At 51.4% G+C, this 19,488-nt stretch carries 17 protein-coding genes and 1 other RNA gene; 10 read left to right on the top strand and 8 right to left on the bottom strand.

Translation table 11 applies throughout. The features are described from left to right. Window positions 1-224: 224 nt before the first annotated feature. The 3 genes from ydiK (at window position 225) to apbE (ending at window position 2,885) form a co-directional block, all read left to right on the top strand. Window positions 225-1,334: an AI-2E family transporter YdiK gene (ydiK, locus tag MYB54_RS08655; protein ID WP_014915800.1), complete on the top strand. Its 1,110-nt coding sequence runs from the start codon at window positions 225-227 to the stop codon at window positions 1,332-1,334. A gap of 301 nt (window positions 1,335-1,635) precedes the next feature. Continuing rightward, an RNA gene (rprA, locus tag MYB54_RS08650) (antisense sRNA RprA) lies at window positions 1,636-1,747 on the top strand. 91 nt (window positions 1,748-1,838) lie between these two features. Further along, complete coding sequence (gene apbE / locus MYB54_RS08645; RefSeq protein WP_248721807.1) at window positions 1,839-2,885, top strand: FAD:protein FMN transferase ApbE; 1,047 nt, start codon at window positions 1,839-1,841, stop codon at window positions 2,883-2,885. A 223-nt stretch (window positions 2,886-3,108) separates the two neighbouring features. Here apbE and ppsA read toward each other — a convergent pair whose 3' ends face one another. Then, the gene (gene ppsA / locus MYB54_RS08640; protein ID WP_248721806.1) at window positions 3,109-5,487 is read right to left on the bottom strand and encodes a phosphoenolpyruvate synthase; all 2,379 of its coding nucleotides are present in this window, start codon (window positions 5,485-5,487) and stop codon (window positions 3,109-3,111) included. A 300-nt stretch (window positions 5,488-5,787) separates the two neighbouring features. Here ppsA and ppsR point away from each other — a divergent pair, with 300 nt between their 5' ends. From ppsR to MYB54_RS08610, 6 genes are all read left to right on the top strand, one after another. Next, entirely contained in the window at window positions 5,788-6,609 is an 822-nt protein-coding gene (gene ppsR / locus MYB54_RS08635; protein WP_010276338.1) for a posphoenolpyruvate synthetase regulatory kinase/phosphorylase PpsR, read from the top strand. Between the two features lie 202 nt (window positions 6,610-6,811). Next, window positions 6,812-7,858 carry a 3-deoxy-7-phosphoheptulonate synthase gene (locus tag MYB54_RS08630; RefSeq protein WP_048257573.1) on the top strand — a complete coding sequence of 349 codons (1,047 nt, stop codon included), beginning with the start codon at window positions 6,812-6,814 and terminating at the stop codon, window positions 7,856-7,858. A 213-nt stretch (window positions 7,859-8,071) separates the two neighbouring features. Next, the gene (locus tag MYB54_RS08625; RefSeq protein WP_248721805.1) at window positions 8,072-9,121 is read left to right on the top strand and encodes a hemin-degrading factor; all 1,050 of its coding nucleotides are present in this window, start codon (window positions 8,072-8,074) and stop codon (window positions 9,119-9,121) included. Next, window positions 9,118-9,936, top strand: a complete 819-nt coding sequence (locus MYB54_RS08620) for a heme/hemin ABC transporter substrate-binding protein (protein ID WP_010276318.1) — start codon at window positions 9,118-9,120, stop codon at window positions 9,934-9,936. The genes MYB54_RS08625 and MYB54_RS08620 overlap by 4 nt, the downstream gene beginning before the upstream one ends. After that, a complete protein-coding gene (locus MYB54_RS08615; protein WP_248721804.1) occupies window positions 9,933-10,934 on the top strand; it encodes a FecCD family ABC transporter permease in 1,002 nt (333 codons plus the stop codon). The genes MYB54_RS08620 and MYB54_RS08615 overlap by 4 nt, the downstream gene beginning before the upstream one ends. Beyond that, window positions 10,931-11,728, top strand: a complete 798-nt coding sequence (locus MYB54_RS08610) for a heme ABC transporter ATP-binding protein (protein ID WP_248721803.1) — start codon at window positions 10,931-10,933, stop codon at window positions 11,726-11,728. The genes MYB54_RS08615 and MYB54_RS08610 overlap by 4 nt, the downstream gene beginning before the upstream one ends. Window positions 11,729-11,751: 23 nt before the next feature. Here MYB54_RS08610 and MYB54_RS08605 read toward each other — a convergent pair whose 3' ends face one another. After that, window positions 11,752-13,203, bottom strand: coding sequence for a protein adenylyltransferase SelO (locus MYB54_RS08605; RefSeq protein WP_248721802.1), 1,452 nt, complete (start codon window positions 13,201-13,203; stop codon window positions 11,752-11,754). A 187-nt stretch (window positions 13,204-13,390) separates the two neighbouring features. Beyond that, window positions 13,391-14,116 (bottom strand): EAL domain-containing protein, encoded by a 726-nt coding sequence (locus MYB54_RS08600; RefSeq protein WP_014915808.1) that lies wholly within the window; start codon window positions 14,114-14,116, stop codon window positions 13,391-13,393. Window positions 14,117-14,836: 720 nt separating this feature from the next. Between MYB54_RS08600 and MYB54_RS08595 the strand changes: the two genes are divergently transcribed. Beyond that, window positions 14,837-15,868: a DUF4917 family protein gene (locus MYB54_RS08595; protein WP_014915809.1), complete on the top strand. Its 1,032-nt coding sequence runs from the start codon at window positions 14,837-14,839 to the stop codon at window positions 15,866-15,868. Between the two features lie 40 nt (window positions 15,869-15,908). On the opposite strand, the gene MYB54_RS22050 is transcribed toward MYB54_RS08595, so the two are convergent. The 5 genes from MYB54_RS22050 to MYB54_RS08575 form a co-directional block, all read right to left on the bottom strand. Then, window positions 15,909-16,172 carry a lysozyme inhibitor LprI family protein gene (locus tag MYB54_RS22050; protein WP_371928290.1) on the bottom strand — a complete coding sequence of 88 codons (264 nt, stop codon included), beginning with the start codon at window positions 16,170-16,172 and terminating at the stop codon, window positions 15,909-15,911. Between the two features lie 208 nt (window positions 16,173-16,380). Further along, on the bottom strand, window positions 16,381-17,397 hold the full coding sequence (lplA, locus tag MYB54_RS08590) for a lipoate--protein ligase (RefSeq protein ID WP_014915811.1): 1,017 nt from the start codon (window positions 17,395-17,397) through the stop codon (window positions 16,381-16,383). A gap of 39 nt (window positions 17,398-17,436) precedes the next feature. Further along, complete coding sequence (locus MYB54_RS08585) at window positions 17,437-17,949, bottom strand: C40 family peptidase (RefSeq protein WP_043901879.1); 513 nt, start codon at window positions 17,947-17,949, stop codon at window positions 17,437-17,439. A gap of 144 nt (window positions 17,950-18,093) precedes the next feature. After that, a complete protein-coding gene (gene btuD / locus MYB54_RS08580; protein WP_205594141.1) occupies window positions 18,094-18,870 on the bottom strand; it encodes a vitamin B12 ABC transporter ATP-binding protein BtuD in 777 nt (258 codons plus the stop codon). Further along, window positions 18,871-19,422, bottom strand: a complete 552-nt coding sequence (locus MYB54_RS08575; RefSeq protein ID WP_014915813.1) for a glutathione peroxidase — start codon at window positions 19,420-19,422, stop codon at window positions 18,871-18,873. Between the last annotated feature and the right edge of the window lie 66 nt (window positions 19,423-19,488).

Raw genomic sequence — 19,488 nt, 5'->3', positions numbered from 1 at the left:
AGCCGTTCTGTCATCGGGGACATCACGTTTTATCACATTTCGCAATCGTGTGCGCTCCCGGATCGGCAAAAACATACAGCGTGTTGGCTAATGGCCGTTTCACCAACAAAATGTTCAATAGGCTGTCAAAACCCCCGGAAATATCTCATGATGACGGATGACTACATGGTTTCACCCAAGCGACCTCGCCTAAGCCCTTTCTTTTGCTATTGAGGAATGATTCATTGAGCAAATATTCCCAGCCACCACGATTTGATCTGGCCAGAATCCTGTTCAGTCTGGTGTTTATTACCATCATGATTATTGCCTGTTTTTGGGTGGTACAGCCTTTTATTCTGGGATTCGCCTGGGCGTGTATGGTGGTCATTGCCACCTGGCCGCTTCTGATTAAATTTCAGGCGTTATTATGGGGGAGACGTTCTCTGGCCGTGCTCGTGATGACGCTGCTGCTCATCCTGCTATTTATTGTCCCGATTGCCGTTCTTGTCAGCAGCGTGGTGGAGAACAGTTCGGCGCTAATGAGCTGGGGAGCCAGACAGGAAAACTTTTCGCCGCCAACGCTGGAGTGGCTAACGTCCATTCCTTTAGTCGGTGAGAAATTGTTCAACAGCTGGCAGGCGCTGTTACAAAGCGGCGGCAGCGGTTTGTTCGCCAAGGTGCAACCCTATTTTGGTAAAACCGCAACCTGGCTGGTTGCACAGGCGGCGCATGTTGGGCGTTTTCTGATGCACTGTTCCCTGATGCTTATTTTCAGCGCCCTGCTCTATTACAAGGGTGAAGCCGTCGCGAAGGCTGTGCGGCATTTCGCTATCCGGCTGGGACAGGAACGCGGCGATGCCGCGGTGATTCTGGCCGCGCAGTCAATTCGCGCCGTCGCGCTCGGCGTGGTGGTAACGGCCATCGTGCAATCGGTATTAGGCGGAGTGGGTCTGGGGCTGTCTGGGATTCCTTACACCACGCTATTAACCGTTCTGATGTTTCTGTGTTGTCTGGCACAGTTAGGGCCGCTTCCAGTATTGATTCCTGCCATTATCTGGCTGTATTGGACGGGCGATAACACCTGGGGCACCATTTTGCTGGTCTGGAGCTGCGTCGTTGGCACCATCGATAACGTTATCCGCCCGGTATTAATCAAAATGGGTGCCGATCTTCCTATGTTGCTAATTCTTTCCGGCGTGATTGGCGGCTTGCTGGCGTTTGGCATGATAGGGATATTTATTGGCCCGGTCGTCCTCGCCGTTTCCTATCGTTTGCTGTTTGCCTGGATGCGTGAAATCCCCGAACCGCAAAACATCCTCTCCGTTAATACATCTAACACGCCAGATAAAGAGTAAGACCGACAGTCACCGTTTTCTCTTCCCGTGGGCGGTACGCCGCCCACCGCATCCCTCTCTCGGCATCGCTTCTTCGGTATTATTTTTCGGCGCTATCATTCCCTTACTTTTTCAATAGGTAAAAATAGCTAATGATTAACCCTCTATTCTTAGGGATTAGTCCTAAAAATTTTGATATCATTTCTCTAATGCATCAATATTATTGACAATACAAAAACTCTGAGAGGCCAATCCTTAAAAGATAATTAACTATTAGGATGATTCTTAATGACTGAATAGGGCATAATCCATAGGATAAATACCGGAGCTAGTATTAACCTACTGTTTGTCAATGAGGTTTCCTCCTCGTCAGAGTTAGTAACGAATTGCTGTGTGTAGTCTTTGCCCATCCCCTGAGATGGGCCTTTTTTTTCCTTTCATTTGTCTTCCATTCAATTACGCTTCATCCCTTTTTTGTTACTCTCCTGTCTGCCTACCCTCAGTTCAGTTTTTCAGGAGTTTTTCATGATGCCTCTTGCCGCGAAGAGATTGCTACTCTGTGGTTTATTCAGCCTTCTGACAGCCTGCGATAATCCAACGCCGACGACACAGCGCCCTTTGTTGACCATTGAAGGCAAAACCATGGGGACGTTTTACAGCGTAAAAATTAGCGGCGACATCACCGAAGACAAACAGCAGTTGCAACGGGAAATCGATGTTCTGCTCGAGCAGGCCAATGACGAGATTTCCACCTACCGTGACGATTCAGTCCTGTCGCGTTTTAATCAATACCGAGGAACGGATCCCCAGCCCATCAGCAATGGCATGGCGGATATCATTCTGGCCGCGCTGCGTATCGGTAAAGCCACGAACGGTGCGATGGATATCACCGTCGGCCCGTTGGTTAATCTCTGGGGATTCGGCCCGCAGAAGCAGCCTACGCGGGTTCCCAGCCAGCAGCAGATCGATGTAGCGCGGCAAAATGTCGGGCTGCGTCACCTGAAGCTGATCGGTGACGAAAAAGGGGAATGGATTCAGAAAGATCTCCCGGATTTGTATGTCGATCTCTCCACGCTGGGCGAAGGGTACGGCGCAGACGTTCTCGCGCAGTTAATGACGCGTAAAGGGATCACCAATTATCTGGTTTCCGTCGGTGGCGCGGTTTCCAGCCGTGGGGTGAACGCTGAGGGAACGCCGTGGCGCGTGGCGATACAGAAACCCACTGACCAGGAAAATGCAGCACAGGCGGCGGTAAATTTGCAGGGGTATGCGATCAGTACTTCCGGCAGCTATCGGAATTATTTTGAAGAGGACAGCAAGCGCTATTCTCACGTTATCGATCCCGAGACGGGCAGACCCATTACTCATCAGCTAGTTTCTGCGACCGTGATTGCACCGACAGCGCTGGAAGCGGATGGCTGGGATACCGGTTTGATGGTGTTGGGAACAGAGAAGGCGTTAAAACTGGCAGAACAGCAGGGGCTAGCGGTTTATCTGATTACCAAAACGGATAAGGGCTTTAGCGCGGTAATGACGCCACAGTTTAAAGCCTTCCTGATTGCGGCACCGTAATATGAAAAATATGTTTTAGTACCGATTGCGATCAACTGCTGCCGAGCGGTGGTAATGGAATAGAAGAGTAAAGCGTTTGCGCCAAGGATGGCGCAATCCGAGCGTACAGGGATGTATTCACAGCGTCTTTACGATCTATCCATTACCACCGTTCTCATTTCGTAAATACGGTTTTAACAGTCTAAATGCCTGATGACTACACATCAGGCATTCACCGTACTAATTACTTGTGCTCAGCCAGATTCAGCCAGGTTTGCACCACGGTGTCCGGGTTGAGCGACAGGCTATCGATGCCCTGCTCCATCAGCCAGAGCGCGAAATCTTCGTGATCTGACGGGCCCTGACCGCAAATACCGACGTATTTACCCTGTTTCTTGGCGGCCTTGATCGCCATCGACAGCAGCGCCTTCACCGCATCGTTACGTTCGTCAAACAGTGACGATACCACGCCGGAGTCGCGATCCAGACCCAGCGCCAACTGCGTCATGTCGTTTGAACCGATAGAGAAACCATCAAAGTGTTGCAGGAATTCATCGGCTAACAGCGCGTTAGACGGAATCTCGCACATCATGATGATTTTCAGGCCGTCTTCGCCACGGCGCAGACCTTGATTCGCCAGTTCAGCCACCACCGCTTCCGCTTGTGCCACGGTACGAACGAACGGGATCATGATCTCGACGTTCTTCAGCCCCATCACGTTACGCACGCGTTTGACCGCTTCACATTCCAGCGCAAAACAGGCTTTGAAGTCCGGCGATACGTAACGACCCGCACCGCGGAAGCCCAGCATCGGGTTCTCTTCTTCCGGCTCATAACGCTCGCCACCGACCAGATTGGCGTACTCGTTGGATTTAAAATCGGACAGGCGGACAATAACGCGCTTCGGCGAGAATGCGGCTGCCAGCGTCGCGATTCCTTCCGTCAGACGACCGACGTAGAATTCCACCGGATCGTCGAAGCCCTGCATCAGCGTCTTGATCTCACGTTGCACCTCAGGGGCTTGCTGGTCGAATTCCAGCAACGCACGCGGGTGCACGCCAATCATGCGGTTGATGATGAATTCCAGACGCGCCAGACCGACGCCATCGTTTGGCAGGCAGGCAAAATCAAACGCGCGGTCAGGGTTGCCCACGTTCATCATGATTTTCAGCGGCAGTGCCGGCATTTCATCAATCTGTGAACTCTTCACGGAGAAGTCCAGAAGATCCTGATACACGTAGCCCGTGTCGCCTTCCGCACAGGAAACGGTCACTTTCTGCCCCTTGCGTAAACGCTCGGTTGCATCGCCGCAGCCTACGACGGCCGGAATGCCCAGTTCGCGGGCGATAATCGCCGCGTGACAGGTACGTCCGCCGCGATTGGTGACAATCGCCGCCGCTTTCTTCATGATCGGTTCCCAGTCTGGGTCGGTCATGTCGGTCACCAGCACATCGCCTGCGTTGATCAGGTGCATCTCGCTGATGTCCTGAATCACTTTCACTTCGCCCGCACCAATGCGGTGGCCGATCGCACGCCCTTCCACCAGCACCGTACCGCTGGCTGGCAGGTGGTAACGCTCCATCACCTGACCGTTGGAGCGAACCGTTTCCGGGCGCGCCTGCACAATATAAAGCTTGCCGGTGTGGCCATCTTTCGCCCACTCGATGTCCATCGGACGACCGTAGTGTTTCTCAATCAGCAGCGCCTGACGCGCCAGTGCCTGCACTTCATCATCCGTCAGGCTGAAACGCGTCGTTTGTTCTGTCGGCACATCTTCAATCCGCACCTGCTTGCCATGTTCCTGGCTCGCGGCATACACCATACGGATTTTTTTCGATCCCATATTACGGCGCACAATCGCAGGTTTGTTGTTCTGCAACGTTGGCTTGTGAACATAGAATTCGTCCGGGTTCACCGCGCCCTGTACCACCATTTCACCCAAACCGTAAGCCGACGTAATGAACACCACCTGATCAAAACCGGATTCGGTATCAATGGTAAACATCACGCCCGCAGAGGCCAGATCGGACCGCACCATGCGCTGCACGCCCGCCGACAGCGCCACGCCACGGTGGTCATACCCCTGATGTACGCGATAGGAGATCGCACGATCGTTAAACAGCGATGCAAATACGTGCTTCACAGCCACCATCACGGCATCAATGCCCTGCACGTTCAGGAAGGTTTCCTGCTGACCAGCAAAGGACGCATCCGGCATATCTTCTGCCGTAGCGGAAGAACGCACGGCAAACGAGGCCTCTTTCTCACCGTCGGCCAGTTGCTGGTAGGCGTCACTGATTGCCTTCTCCAGCTCCGGCTGGAATGGCGTATCAATAATCCACTGGCGGATCTGCGTACCGGCGCTCGCCAGTTGACTCAGATCGTCAATGTCGGTGCGATCGAGCAGCTCATAAATGCGCTGGTTAATCCCGCTTTGATTAAGAAAATCATTAAACGCCTGCGCCGTTGTCGCAAAGCCGTTGGGAACGGCTACGCCCAATTCTGAAAGGTTGGTGATCATTTCACCCAAAGAGGCATTCTTGCCTCCCACCCTTTCAACGTCGTGCATACCGAGCTGGTTATACCAAAGGACATTACGCAAATCAGGGCCGTTATTGGACATCGAAAATAATCCTTTCTGCATACAATTAGGGTATGGAAGAGTTCGGTTGAGAATCGCCTCAACGCAATCAGGTTAGCATAGCGTTTTGATGAACATGGACAGGTGAATCGATCAACCTATGAAAAAAAACTGATTTCACGGCGAATGATTGCTTAACGCAGTAAAAATCCAATATCGTAGAAGATTAGTATTCTTTATCATGAAGATAATGAAATAGCGTTTTAATAAAAGTATTCTTGAAACGCAATTTTTGACGAGGTTAACGTGTTCGAGCTATCGGAAATATCACGAGGGGGTTATGTGGAAAGAAGCGTATTTTATGTCTCGGACGGTACGGCCATTACGGCAGAAGTGCTGGGTCATGCGGTGCTGTCCCAGTTCCCTGTGAACACGGTTAGCTATACCTTACCTTTCGTAGAAAGTGAAGCGCGCGCCAAAGCGGTGTGCGAGCAAATTAATACGTTGTATCAGCAAACCGGTGTGCGTCCGCTGGTGTTTTACTCCATCGTCACACCGACCGTACGTAACATTATTACCAGCAGCGAAGGGTTTTGCCAGGACATCGTACAGGCGCTGGTTGCCCCCTTGCAGGAAGAATTGAACACGCCGCCGACACCGATTGCCAACCGCACTCACGGTTTGACGGCCAATAACCTGAGCAAATACGACGCCCGTATCGCCGCTATCGACTATACGCTGGCGCACGATGACGGCATCTCGCTGCGCAATCTCGATCAGGCACAGGTTATTCTGCTGGGCGTGTCGCGCTGTGGTAAAACGCCGACCAGCCTGTATCTGGCAATGCAATTCGGCATTCGCGCCGCCAACTATCCTTTTATTGCCGATGATATGGATAATCTGCGCCTACCCGACGCGTTGAAGCCTTTCCAGCACAAGCTATTCGGGCTCACCATTGATGCCGAACGGCTGGCGGCCATTCGGGAAGAGCGCCGGGGCAACAGTCGCTATGCGTCGTTACGCCAGTGCCGCATGGAACTCAGTGAAGTGGAAGCGCTATTTCGCAAACACCAGATTAAATATCTCAATACCACCAATTATTCCGTTGAGGAAATTTCCGCCAAAATCATCGACATTCTTGGCATGAGCCGAAGAATGTACTAGTACATGATAGATTTTTATCCTGATGCGGTTGTAATGTGCGCCAGTTCGTTTATTGTGTGCTCCATCACTTCCCGGCATTTCGCCGCTGCGAAGCAACCTTTTAGTCGGAAACATAGCCTGAAAACGCTGCCTGAACACACTGTTATGTCCATACATTTCAGTGACGGCAGGTTTTCGGCTTGACCGTATTCAGAGATAAAACATGCTGCAAACAGATGAACTGCGGAGCACGCGCATCGAGAGTCTGGTTACGCCTCAAACGTTACTCGCCAGACTCCCAATTACCCCTGCCGTCGCCGAAAATGTCACCTCGTCACGCCAAAAAATTGAAGCCATCCTAACCGGTCAAGATCCCCGCCTGCTCGTCGTGGTTGGCCCTTGTTCGATCCATGACACCGACAGCGCGTTAGATTATGCACGCCGTCTGGCTGCGCTACGCACGCAGTATCAGGATCGACTGGAAATCGTCATGCGCACCTATTTTGAAAAACCGCGCACGGTGGTGGGCTGGAAGGGACTCATTTCCGATCCCGCACTCAATGGAACGTTTCAGGTGAATGAAGGCCTGGAAATTGCGCGCCGCTTGCTGCTAGACGTCAATCAGCTTGGCTTGCCGACCGCGACAGAGTTCCTTGATATGGTCACCGGCCAGTATATCGCCGACTTGATTAGCTGGGGTGCGATTGGCGCGAGAACCACCGAAAGCCAGATCCACCGGGAAATGGCTTCTGCGCTGTCCTGCCCTGTCGGCTTCAAGAACGGGACAGACGGTAATACGCGTATCGCCGTCGATGCCATTCGTGCCGCTCGCGCCCAGCACATGTTTCTCTCGCCGGATAAGCAGGGCTTTATGTCGGTCTACAAAACGCAGGGCAACCCGTTCGGCCACATTATTATGCGTGGCGGGAAAAAACCGAACTACCACGCGGAAGATATCGCTGCGGCCTGCGCTCACCTGCGTGAATTCTCTCTGCCCGAACATCTGGTGATCGATTTCAGTCATGCCAATTGTCAGAAACAACATCGCCGCCAGCTCGACGTAGCCGATGATATCTGCCAGCAAATTCGCACCGGTTCACGCGCCATCGCGGGCATCATGGCGGAAAGTTTCTTAATCGAAGGCAACCAGCCGGCAATCAACCCTCTGGCATTGACGTATGGGCAATCCATTACCGATCCTTGCCTGAGCTGGCAGGACACCGAAACGCTGCTAGCTCGTCTGGCGGACGCCGTCGACAGTCGTTTTTAATTCGATATACGCTGGCACACTCACCTTCTCCGGTCGTGTGCCAGCTGTTTTCCCGCCGCTTATCCCACACTCTCGCAGCACGTAAATACCTCTTACAATTCCTCTTATTCCACTTATTAAGAAAACTTCACTTGAGGTTGCGTTTTTGTTACATGAAAATGATTCTCATTCATTGCTATAATTAATACGACAACGATTAAGGGAACGAACGAGATGCAGACGTCCATTTACCAACAATACCTTCAGGCGAAAGTTGAACATCCGCGTAAATACGCCCGCGATTTGGCTGCGCAACTCGGCATCAGCGAAGCGGAACTGACCCACGCTCGTGTCGGACACGATGCGCAGCGCCTGCAGGGTGATGCCAAAGTCTGGTTAAGCGCACTGGAGCAGGTTGGTAATACCAAGTCGATCACACGTAACGAATACGCCGTGCATGAGCATACTGGCTACTATCAGAACCAGACGCTTGATGGGCATGCCGGCCTTATCCTCAACCCGCGCGAGCTGGATCTGCGTTTGTTCCTTTCTCAATGGGCTTCCGCCTTTGCGCTGCGTGAAAATACCGCACGCGGTGAGCGCCAAAGCATTCAATTTTTCGATCATCAGGGTGATGCCATTCTGAAGGTCTACACGACCGACACCACGGACATGGCCGCCTGGCAGCTATTTGTTGAGAAATTTACCAGCAGCGAAAATCCAGCCTTGGCACTTCGTCCAGCAAACAGCGCGACAGTTGAGCAGATCGTTGCCCATAATCCTCAGTTTGAAGCAGACTGGCGCGCGATGACGGACGTGCATGATTTCTTCATTCTGCTGAGGCGCCATAACCTGACGCGTCAGCAGGCATTTAACTCGGTCGCTGACGATTTGGCCTACCGTGTAGAAAATGATGCACTGTCGCAGATTCTGTTTGCCGCGCGTGAAGATCAGAACGAGATCATGGTATTCGTCGGTAACCGTGGCTGTGTGCAAATCTTCACCGGTACGCTTGAGCGTGTAGAGCGTATGGAGCAACATGCAGAGTGGATTAACATCTTTAATAAAGATTTCACCCTGCATCTGATTGAAGGCGCGATCGCTGAAAGCTGGATCACGCGTAAACCGACGGCCGACGGCATTGTGACCAGCCTCGAACTCTATGCCGCAGACGGCTCTCAAATTGCACAACTCTTTGGGCAACGTACCGAAGGCACGCCGGAACAGCAGCAATGGCGCGACCAGATCGATGCCCTGAAACCGTACAAGGATCTCGCCGCATGAAAAACTGGCTATTCCCCCTGCTATTGACACTCCCGCTGGGGGTGTCTGCTGCCGAGCGTATCGTTTCTATCGGCGGCGACGTCACGGAAATCATCTATGCGCTGGGCGCGGAGAAAGATCTGGTTGCGCGTGATAGCACCAGTCTGCACCCGGAAGCCGTGAAGAAACTGCCTGACGTGGGCTACATGCGCCACCTCAATGCGGAAGGTATTCTGGCCATGAAACCGTCTCTGGTTCTCGCCAGCGATCTGTCCCAGCCATCGCTCATCCTGCAGCAGGTGGCGGACAGCGGCACAAAAGTGGTTCATGTAACCGCCGAGCCATCGCTGGATGCGGTGCCGAAGAAAATCGGGGCCATCGCTCAGACGCTAGGGAAAGACGCAGAAGGTAAAAAACTGACGGAAACCTATCAGCAGCAACTGGCGGCAGTCAAAACCTCACCGCTGCCGGTTAACGTGCTGTTCGTTCTCAGCCACGGCGGCATGACCGCGCTGGCTGCGGGTAAAAATAGCCCGCCAGACACGATTATCCGCAGTGCCGGATTAAAAAATGCCATGCAAAATGTTGAGCGCTACCAGCCATTGTCACAGGAAGGCGTGATTGCCAGTGCGCCGGATCTGATTCTGATTTCCAGTCAGGGGCTGAAAACGTTGGGTGGTGAAGCACAGGTCTGGAAATTACCCGGTTTAGCACTGACGCCTGCGGGTAAAAACAAGCGTCTGTTAGTGGTCGATGACATGGCGATGCTGGGCTTCACGCTCGAAACGCCAGCGCTGATGGCAACGCTGCGTCAGACAGCCGAAGCGATCAAATGACGTCACGCTTTCACCCGCGCACGTGGTTGATCGCATTGCTGTTACTGATGGTGGCACTGATGGTCGGTGCCGCCAACATGGGCGCGCTGACATTATCGCTCAAGATGTTATGGCAAACGCCGCTTGACGATCCAATCTGGCATATCTGGTTGAATATCCGCGTACCCCGTGTGCTGCTGGCAATCCTCGTCGGCGGCGCGTTGGCTTGCTCTGGCGCGATTATGCAGGGGTTATTTCGCAATCCACTCGCCGATCCCGGCCTGCTTGGGATCAGCAGCGGTGCCGCACTCTGCGTCGCACTAACCATTGTGCTGCCGCTTGGCCTTCCCCCGCTGCTGGCGCTTTACGGCCCGATGTTTGCCGCTTTCGCGGGCAGTCTGGCAATTACGGCGATTATTTTCATCCTCAGCCGCTCAGAACAGGGTGGATTAACGCGATTATTGCTGGCAGGCATCGCGCTCAATGCGCTGTGCCTTGCCCTCATCGGCGTGTTGACCTACATCAGCACCGATCAGCAGCTGCGCCAGTTCTCACTGTGGGGAATGGGGAGCCTCGGCCAGGCACAGTGGCCCATGCTGCTGGTTGCCAGCACGTTGGTTATCCCTGCCACGATCGCCACGTTATACTACGCGCACCGTCTGAACGTGTTGCAATTAGGGGACGAAGAGGCGCACTACCTTGGCGTCAACGTGAAACGCACCAAGTACACGCTACTGCTGCTCAGTTCGCTGTTGGTTGGCGTAGCAGTGGCGGTCAGCGGCGTAATCGGGTTTATCGGGCTTATCATTCCACACCTGATGCGCATGCATCTGGGTGCCGACCATCGCTGGCTCATTCCCGGTTCTATCCTCGGTGGTGCCTGTCTGCTGCTGTTTGCCGATACGCTGGCACGTACGCTGCTTTCTCCGGCAGAAATGCCCGTTGGGTTGTTAAGCAGCCTGATTGGCGGGCCGTATTTCTTATGGCTGATCGTTCAGCATAAAGGACGGGGGCAATGACTGACTCAGCACACGATCGGACGTTAGTCGCACGCCATCTGCGTTTTCAGGCCAACGGCCGTTATCTGACGGACGACGTTTCTCTGGAACTTCACAGTGGGGAAATCGTCGCAATCATCGGCCCCAACGGCGCAGGGAAATCCACCCTGCTCCGTTTGCTGACCGGTTATTTAACGCCAGATGAAGGCGAGTGCCTGTTAGCCGGACAGCCTTTCTCACACTGGCAACCCGGCGCGCTCGCCAAAACGCGTGCGGTGATGCGCCAGCATAGCGGCATGGCGTTTGCGTTTAGCGTGCGGGATGTTGTTGCGATGGGGCGTTCCCCTCACGGTCGCTACCCGAAAAACGATGACGTCATTCAGCAGGTCATGGCGCAAACGGGCTGTCTGGAACTAGCGACGCGCGACTATCGTCAGCTTTCCGGCGGGGAACAGCAGCGCGTGCAACTGGCCCGCGTGCTGGCACAGCTGTGGCATCCAGAACCGACGCCGGGCTGGTTGTTCCTTGATGAACCCACGTCGGCGCTGGATCTGTATCATCAGCAGCACCTCTTGCGGCTGCTCAAGCAGCTTACACGCGAACAGCCGTTATCCGTGTGCAGCGTCCTGCACGACCTGAATCTGGCAGCGCTGTATGCCGACCGCATCCTGCTGTTGCACGAAGGGAAGCTAGTTGCACAAGGCACGCCCGCGCAGGTATTACAGGCAGACACATTGACCCACTGGTATCGCGCCGATCTCAGCGTCGGTTCACACCCTGACTACACCATTCCGCAGGTTTATCTGCGGCAATAGCCAAGTCGCCCCCCTGCTCCGGCTCAGCTGGAGCAGGAAATTTCCAGATGTTTGCCCCACTCTGGTGGTAACGCCGCCAAATCGTTCTTCTCGGGCTGTTCGTCAAACGGCTGGCACAACGTCTGATGCAGACGCGCCAACACGCTGATGTCGTCGTTTTCCGCCCGTTCAATCGCCATTTGCGCCAGATAATTACGCAGAATATATTTCGGGTTCGTCGCATTCATCAGCCGACGACGTTCCTCATCGCCCTGTTCTTCCTGCATCAGCCTCTGGCGGTAGGTCGCAAACCAGCTATCAAACGCTGTCCTGTCGATGAACTCATCACGGAGCGGCGAATGCGATGCCTGCTTTTCGCTGTCTGCCAGCAGGCGGAACGTGCGAGTGTAATCGCTGCCTTCCTGCTGCATCAGACGCAACAGCCCGACCAGCACGTCATTATCTTCCGCGTTCGCGGTAAACAAGCCCAGCTTGGCGCGCATCAGCGTACCATAGTGCTGCATCAGCGCCGGTTCATAGCGGGCAAGCGCGCGCTCCAGCGTATCAGTGTCCATCAGCCCCGACAGCGCCTGCGCCAGACGATGTAGATTCCACAGTCCCACGGCGGGCTGATTGTCAAACGCGTAGCGCCCGCGATGGTCGGAGTGATTACAGATGAAGCCGGGCTGATAGGCATCTAAAAAGCCATAAGGGCCGTAGTCGATGGTCAGTCCCAGAATCGACATGTTGTCCGTATTCATTACGCCGTGCGCAAATCCGACGGCCTGCCAATGTGTAATCAGTCGAGCGGTACGTTCTACCACATCGCCGAACCACAGTTCATAGCGACGCTCGTCGTTCTCCCACTGCGGCCAGTGGCGAGCGATCACATACTCCGCCAGCTGACGTACTTTTTCCGGCTCACGGCGATAGTAGAAGTGCTCAAAATGACCAAAACGCACATGGCTTTCCGCCACGCGCAGCAGCATGGCGCCCTTTTCTTCCTGCTCACGCTGCACCGGATGTGTGCTGGTGACAATCGTCAGCGCCCGCGTGGTGGGAATCCCCAAATGGTGCATGGCTTCCGATGCCAGAAATTCGCGTATCGCCGAGCGCAGCACGGCGCGACCGTCACCCATGCGCGAATACGGCGTCAATCCCGCACCTTTGAGGTGCCAGTCCATAGTACGGCCATCCGGCAGCTGTTGTTCTCCCAGCAGGATGCCGCGCCCGTCACCCAGTTGACCAGCCCACATGCCAAACTGATGGCCGCTATAAACCTGCGCCAGCGGCTCCATTCCCGGCAGCAAACGTTCGCCGCTCCAGACAACATCCTGTTCTGGCGTAAACCAGTCGGAAGATAGCCCAAGCTCCGCGGCCAACCCCTCGCTGTGATAAAGCAGGCGAGCGCCATGCAGCGGCGTAGGCTGTAGCGCGGTGTAGAACCCCGGCAACTGGTGAAAATAGTGATTATTGAATAACGGTGTTTGCTGCATCCTGTCTCCCTAATACCACTCTGTTCAAGTGAAGAGAGCCACGCGCTCATCACACAACGACTCATGAGTAAGCAGAAAGTGTAGAGGGATGGTAATGAAATTAACACGGAGGAAACGCAGGGGTATTATTTCCATCACTCATATTCAGGAAAGAACCTTCCCTCCCGAAAGCAACAAGTCTATTGAATTAGCCGATAAGCCACGTGCGCTGCTCAAGCTGTTCGAAATGCACCGCAGGCCACATCTGTCCTTGAACAGCATCAACATTCAGTTGGCCAATTTTATTCAAAATCGCCACATTATTTATTTCCTTGGCGATAATACTGATATCCGAATAGCTGTTTTTAATCGTCCGTAATAACGGTTCCATCATCAGCGTATTGGTCGGCCGTGATAAAAGCTGCCCGATAAACTGACGATCCAGCTTCACACCGCGCACTAGCCCATCATGCAAAGGTTTCAACGTTGCCTTTCCAGAACCAAAATTATCTAACCACAAAGGAACGGATTGACTCAGGTTCAGTAGTGCAGCGTTTTCTTTTCCCTGTGATAGCTGCGGAAAAAATTCATTAATTTCCAACAAAACAAAATTGAGGTGTGTGATTTCACCACGCAGTACGTCGGATTTAATTAACATCTCTGTTATCTGGCGTCCTACCTTTAACACCAGTTGAATGTGATTATCGATAAACCATGCGGATTTTTCTTGGATGAAAAGAAACTGCTCATGAACAAAATCATATTGTTGCCGCGGGCTTAACTGCATGAGAAGAAGATCGGTGGGCATACTCAATTTACCCGCAAGACCGTTAAAATGGCTGATCATTTCAACAGCCAGCAACGACCCATCCAGCCTGAATATCGGCCAAAAAACGTAATCACTGGTGTAATCAACAGCAAGATGGATGCGCATGATCCTGTACTGCATAGCGAACTATAATAATCACATTACGTTATTATTATAGTTGAATCTACAGCGCTTATTCGCATAACGCACGAAAAGCGCTTTTCTGCCATGCGGTCAGTTTATCCAAAGTTCTACTTTACAATCTAGCGTAGGTTTTGCGCCAGCCAATCAGCCAGTTCATTGCTCCATTTCCTTTAAACTGTACCAGGCTAAACGAGACACCCAGTTTCTTACTTCTAAAATTTTTACGGTTGACACTCTTGTTCTTACCCAAGACTGGTGAGCAACGGATTTACCATAGCTGGACTGTTTGACAATCGCCAGATAATTGAGTATTAACTGTATTTTTTGCTGAAAAACTGTTTCTATTTTATTTATTTTTTCGCTACAACTAACTATTGAATAATGAAATTATTCCCAGAACAATACGACACCGAAACTACAAAAAACATGTTCATGAGTATATTAAAAATGCTTGAACCACATTGCGCAGAGTGTAAGTTAAATGACTAAAAAAGCTAATAATGTGCTAAAAGCTCTACAAAATCCCTGTTGCACCTATAGATTACAGTTAGTACTAGACGATTTAATATCAATACAGTTATGATTAAAAAAAGCAAGCATCGCGATGAATAACGAATAAAACTATATTAATATCAGTATAATTAATATAGTTTTATGTAAATGAAAAAAACCACCAACTTGTAGTTATTTAAAGGGTTTTTAATGAATAAATCAATTGAAATATATGAATGGGAAGAAATAAAGTGTTATTTCTCTGGTTTCATTCTTCTTGGAAATGGTGCAAGCATCAGCATAGATGAACGATTTAGATATAAATCATTATTTGATGAAGCATGTAAAGAAAATTTTTTATCTGATGAAAGTGTAGAGCTATTCGAAAAATTCAAAACATGCGACTTCGAATATATATTACGAATGCTATGGCATGCACAATTAGTAAACAAATCACTTAAAATACAAGAAAATAAAACCATAAGACATTATAACGAGATCAAACTTGCATTGATAAAAATTGTACGAAAGATTCATCCTTCCTATAAAGAAATTATGCCTTTTTTCAAAAACGCTGGTAATTTCTTGAAGAGATTCGATGTGGTATTTTCTCTAAACTATGATCTAATAGTATACTGGCTTATGCTTTATAATAATAATTGCGATAGGAGTCATGCATTTAAAGATTGTTTTAAAGATCATATTGATACCTGCTCGTTTACTGATAATTGGCGGAAATATCGAGTACCAATTAATCAACAAAGAAAGTCTACTTTAGTTTTCTATCCACATGGAAATTTAATTCTAGCACAGAAAAACGACGCAGAATACAAACTAAAAAACAGTATAGATGAAAATTTATTATTAGAAAGAATACTAGCAAAATGGATGTCTGACGGTTACATCCCACAATTTATTAGCGAGGGAACTTCGCAGCAAAAAATAAACGCAATAAATAGAAGTCATTATTTAAATACTGTATATTACGATATTTTTCAAACATGTCATGATAACCTAACAATATATGGATGTAGTTTCTCAGAAAACGATAATCATTTATTTTCAGTGTTAAAAAGCAAAAAGTTCAATATTGATAAAATAGCGGTATCAGTATATGGAGAAGATAACGAAATTCAGCAATATTGCAAACATGTAACTTCAGTGATACATCAATTATCTAACCGTCAGGATATTAAAATATATTTTTTTAAAAGTAATAGTGCTAATTGTTGGATTAATTGACATGGAATACTGGGATCATTTAGATCTCAGTATTTCTCCCTCAGCCTGCCAGAGCCGCACTGGTACGCAGTTTGTATAACTCAATGGCTTTATCGCGTGTCACACGTAACTTAGCATCTGACATGACGATCCCCAAAATTGTACCGTCTTGCTGCATATAGAAGCTCCGCATGGCTTCAAGGTATGAATCGCGGTACTTGATCCAGGCAACTTGTGACTTCCTCAAGTTGGCTTTGAATTCTTCTGATTGGTCAGCTAAGAGTAACTTATATTGCTTGTTTAACTCGGTATCCCATGCCTTCAGGCCGATGTTGAAGCAGTCATTTGTAGCTAACGTGTTTTCAGCCTTGTTAGTACAAGCCGTCAGTTGGTCATCTAAGCCCTTGATGAAACTATCATTGGCATAGGTTACCGATTGTTAATAACAACGCGGTAAGTAGTGTCTTCTTCAACGCATATCCCCTGATTCTAATAGCAGTGCTATTTATTCCTAAAAATACCGTTCTGCCGTATTAGCGCAGACTCTGCGCCAGCCAATCGGCCAGTTCCTGCAATTCGTTTTGCTGTTCGGGGAAAGCGCTAATCAGTGCCTGGCACGCTGCCGCCAAGGCTTCCGGGCGATATGCCGTTCCCTGCAATGCGGAGGCAAGTGCTTCTAACGGTGCGGGGTTCAGGCTATCGGTATAAATCTGCGCGCGGACGATCACGCCACGCTCCACATCGAAATGTAATTCAACCCCGCCCCAGGTAAAGCGGTTATCGAGTAAATGCGAGAAATCCGGAGCCTGACCGAAGTTCCATTCCCAACTACTTTGACGCGCAAACTGTTCGCTGAATCCCGGTAGGTCTGGGTAGGCGGAAGGCGAGATAATTTCCGGTTCGCACTGTTCGCCGAAATAATCAAAGAAGGCCTGCGTCACCGCCTGACTAATGACCTGATGATCGACAGAGGGCAGTAATTCCACCAGATTGGCGACGCGGGAACGTACGGACGTAATCCCTTTTGCCTGGAGCTTCTTAACATCCGGGTTCAAATAGTCCGCTAAGCGGCTGAGATCGGCGTTCAGCAGCAGCGTACCATGATGAAAGCCGCGATCTTTGGTTTCGCGATAGGCAGAACCGGATACCTTGCGCACGCCGTCCGCGGTTTCGACCACCAGATCGTTACGGCCCGAGGCGCTAGCTTTTAACCCCAGCGAACTAAGTGCATCCAGAACAATCTGCGTTGAAACGCTTTTATCGTATTCCGGCTTGCCCGCCATGAAGGTAAAGCAGGTGTTGCCGAGATCGTGAAAGACCGCCCCGCCGCCGCTGCTGCGCCGTGCCAGCTTGATGCCATCCTCTTCCATCCGCCGCGTATTGCACTCTTTCCACGGGTTCTGGGCACGGCCAATAACTACGGTTTCCGCATTGCGCCACAAAAATAGCACCCGCTGCGTGGTGGGCATCTGGCGGAAGATGCACTCCTCAACGGCCAGATTAAACCAGGGATCGTAAGAGTCAGAGATGAGTAAACGCAGAGAGGACATGAGCAGCTCCGTGCTGTAAGCATAATAAAAGAGGGGAAATTAGATGCGGCGGGCCTGCCAGTACGCCCGTTTCCAGTACACGTTATCCAGCGACGAGCGGATTACGCCCTGACTGGTGGAGGCATGAATAAACTGGTCGTCTTTATCATAAATTCCGACGTGCAGCCCACTGCTGCCGCTGCCGGTTTTGAAAAAGACCAAATCACCCGGTAACAGGTTTTCACGGTCAACGCGTTCACCCAGTTCGGTTTGTGCTTCCGTGGTGCGCGGCAACTGCATACCAAACCTATCGCGGAACGTCAGGTAGACGAAACCGGAACAATCGACACCGTTACGATCCAGTCCGCCGTAGCGATAAGGCGTTCTGTACCATTGCCCCAGTTGATCGTTTAGCTGCACCATCACCATAATTGAATCGCTCAGACGCGCATTCGGCGGCGGATTATTATGCCGACTACTGCTACAGCCGACCAAAATCAGGCTGGCGAGGATCAAACTATATCGTAGGATCGCTCTATATTGTAACGTCAACCCCTGTCGTAAACGTATCATGCGCGATTACCATAAAACCGCCGAGGCCATAGTCCTCTAGCGTTTGAAAATGCTAGGTATTGGATTAATTTAGCGTTTAATCGGGGTAGCTGGCAAGTAAAGGCGATTTTTCCTATTTTCTGACGACGCCATTTTCTCACAGCGCTAGGCACTGCGCGTGATGATCCAGTTTCTGCCATCAACCACGTGCCGCTGAAACTCGACACCAAATACAGGAGACAGCACCTCCGGCAGCATGACCTCCGCCGTCTCGCCCTGCGCCACCAACATCCCCGCCGACAGCAGCCACACGCGATCCGCATGATGGGCACTGTGGTTCAGATCGTGTGCGCAAACCACGACGGCGATACCCAAACGACAGAGTTCACTCAGTAACGCATCCAGTGCCACCTGCTGAGCCACATCGAGGCTATTGGTCGGTTCGTCCAGCAGCAGCAAACGCGCGTGCGGATTGAGGGTCGGCCAAATCTGCAACAGCGCCGCCACCAGCCGAACGCGCTGCCACTCGCCTCCCGACAGCTGAGTGAGCGGGCGCGCCAGCTTATCGGTTAACATCAGGCGTTCCGCCAGAAAATGCACCACCTTTTCGACCGCGTCTTCCTGAGCCAGCGGCGGTTGATGCCGTTGCCAATACTGGAATACCGGCATCAACGCGAGAGGCGGTTGCTGCTGTGCCAGATAGGCGCGGCGCACAGCCAGATCCGCTGCCGTGTACTGCGACAACGGCGTGCCAGCCAGATAGACCTCGCCTTCTCCCGCCAGCAAACCCGCGGCTCTTGCCAGCAACGTGCTCTTTCCGGCCCCGTTCGGGCCGATGATATGCAGCAACTCACCGCGACGGCACTCTGCACTCATCGGCGACAAACGCGGCGAGGCACCAGCCTGCCGCAGCTGCAATACCGGGGAAGTCTGCTGCGTCACTTATTTTGCCAGCGCTTCTTCGATCGCTTTCACGATGGTGTCATGGTCAGGTGCCATATCCGGCGCAAAACGATCAATCACGCGTCCTTCGCGATCCACCAGGAATTTTTCGAAATTCCACAGAATATCTTCCGGGTTTTTAGGCTTACGGCCTTTATTGACCAACCGCGCAAAAAAGTCACTTTTCCAGGTCCCGTTGGCTTCCGGCTGCTCGCGAATCAACACGTGGTACAGCGGGTGACGGTTCTCGCCATTGACTTCAATCTTGCTGAACATCGGGAACTGCACGCCAAACGTCCCACGGCAGAATTCCTGAATTTCTTCTTCCGAGCCCGGCTCCTGTCCTGCAAATTCATTGGAGGGGAATCCCAGCACGACCAGACCTTTGTCGCGATGAGTTTCGTAGAGCTTTTCCAGCGCGTCGTATTGTTTAGTCAGGCCGCACTGAGAGGCGACGTTAACGACTAAAGCCACCTGCCCTTTAAACGCCTCAAACGTTGTCGCTTTCCCATCAATGGTGGTCAGCGGAATAGCATAGATTTCAGTGCTCATCGTTTTGCTCCCTTCAGTGATAAAACAAGAATTGATAAACAAAAGTGGATAGAACAAGACATATCG

Source organism: Pectobacterium nicotianae, from assembly GCF_023272715.1.
Taxonomy (GTDB): domain Bacteria; phylum Pseudomonadota; class Gammaproteobacteria; order Enterobacterales; family Enterobacteriaceae; genus Pectobacterium; species Pectobacterium brasiliense.
The sequence above is the reverse complement of the archived record's forward strand: the minus strand, read 5'-3'. Positions and strand labels throughout refer to the sequence as shown.

Bases quoted from the DNA above. Each gene is read 5' to 3' on its own strand.
- MYB54_RS08630 (WP_048257573.1), top strand. From the start codon at position 6,812: ATGCTGCAAACAGATGAACTGCGGAGCACGCGCATCGAGAGTCTGGTT.
- MYB54_RS08605 (WP_248721802.1), bottom strand. From the start codon at position 13,203: ATGCAGCAAACACCGTTATTCAATAATCACTATTTTCACCAGTTGCCG.
- MYB54_RS08595 (WP_014915809.1), top strand. From the start codon at position 14,837: ATGAATAAATCAATTGAAATATATGAATGGGAAGAAATAAAGTGTTAT.
- MYB54_RS08625 (WP_248721805.1), top strand. From the start codon at position 8,072: ATGCAGACGTCCATTTACCAACAATACCTTCAGGCGAAAGTTGAACAT.
- MYB54_RS08600 (WP_014915808.1), bottom strand. From the start codon at position 14,116: ATGCGCATCCATCTTGCTGTTGATTACACCAGTGATTACGTTTTTTGG.
- MYB54_RS08585 (WP_043901879.1), bottom strand. From the start codon at position 17,949: ATGATACGTTTACGACAGGGGTTGACGTTACAATATAGAGCGATCCTA.
- MYB54_RS08615 (WP_248721804.1), top strand. From the start codon at position 9,933: ATGACGTCACGCTTTCACCCGCGCACGTGGTTGATCGCATTGCTGTTA.
- MYB54_RS08610 (WP_248721803.1), top strand. From the start codon at position 10,931: ATGACTGACTCAGCACACGATCGGACGTTAGTCGCACGCCATCTGCGT.
- apbE (WP_248721807.1), top strand. From the start codon at position 1,839: ATGATGCCTCTTGCCGCGAAGAGATTGCTACTCTGTGGTTTATTCAGC.
- MYB54_RS08575 (WP_014915813.1), bottom strand. From the start codon at position 19,422: ATGAGCACTGAAATCTATGCTATTCCGCTGACCACCATTGATGGGAAA.
- ppsA (WP_248721806.1), bottom strand. From the start codon at position 5,487: ATGTCCAATAACGGCCCTGATTTGCGTAATGTCCTTTGGTATAACCAG.
- lplA (WP_014915811.1), bottom strand. From the start codon at position 17,397: ATGTCCTCTCTGCGTTTACTCATCTCTGACTCTTACGATCCCTGGTTT.
- MYB54_RS08620 (WP_010276318.1), top strand. From the start codon at position 9,118: ATGAAAAACTGGCTATTCCCCCTGCTATTGACACTCCCGCTGGGGGTG.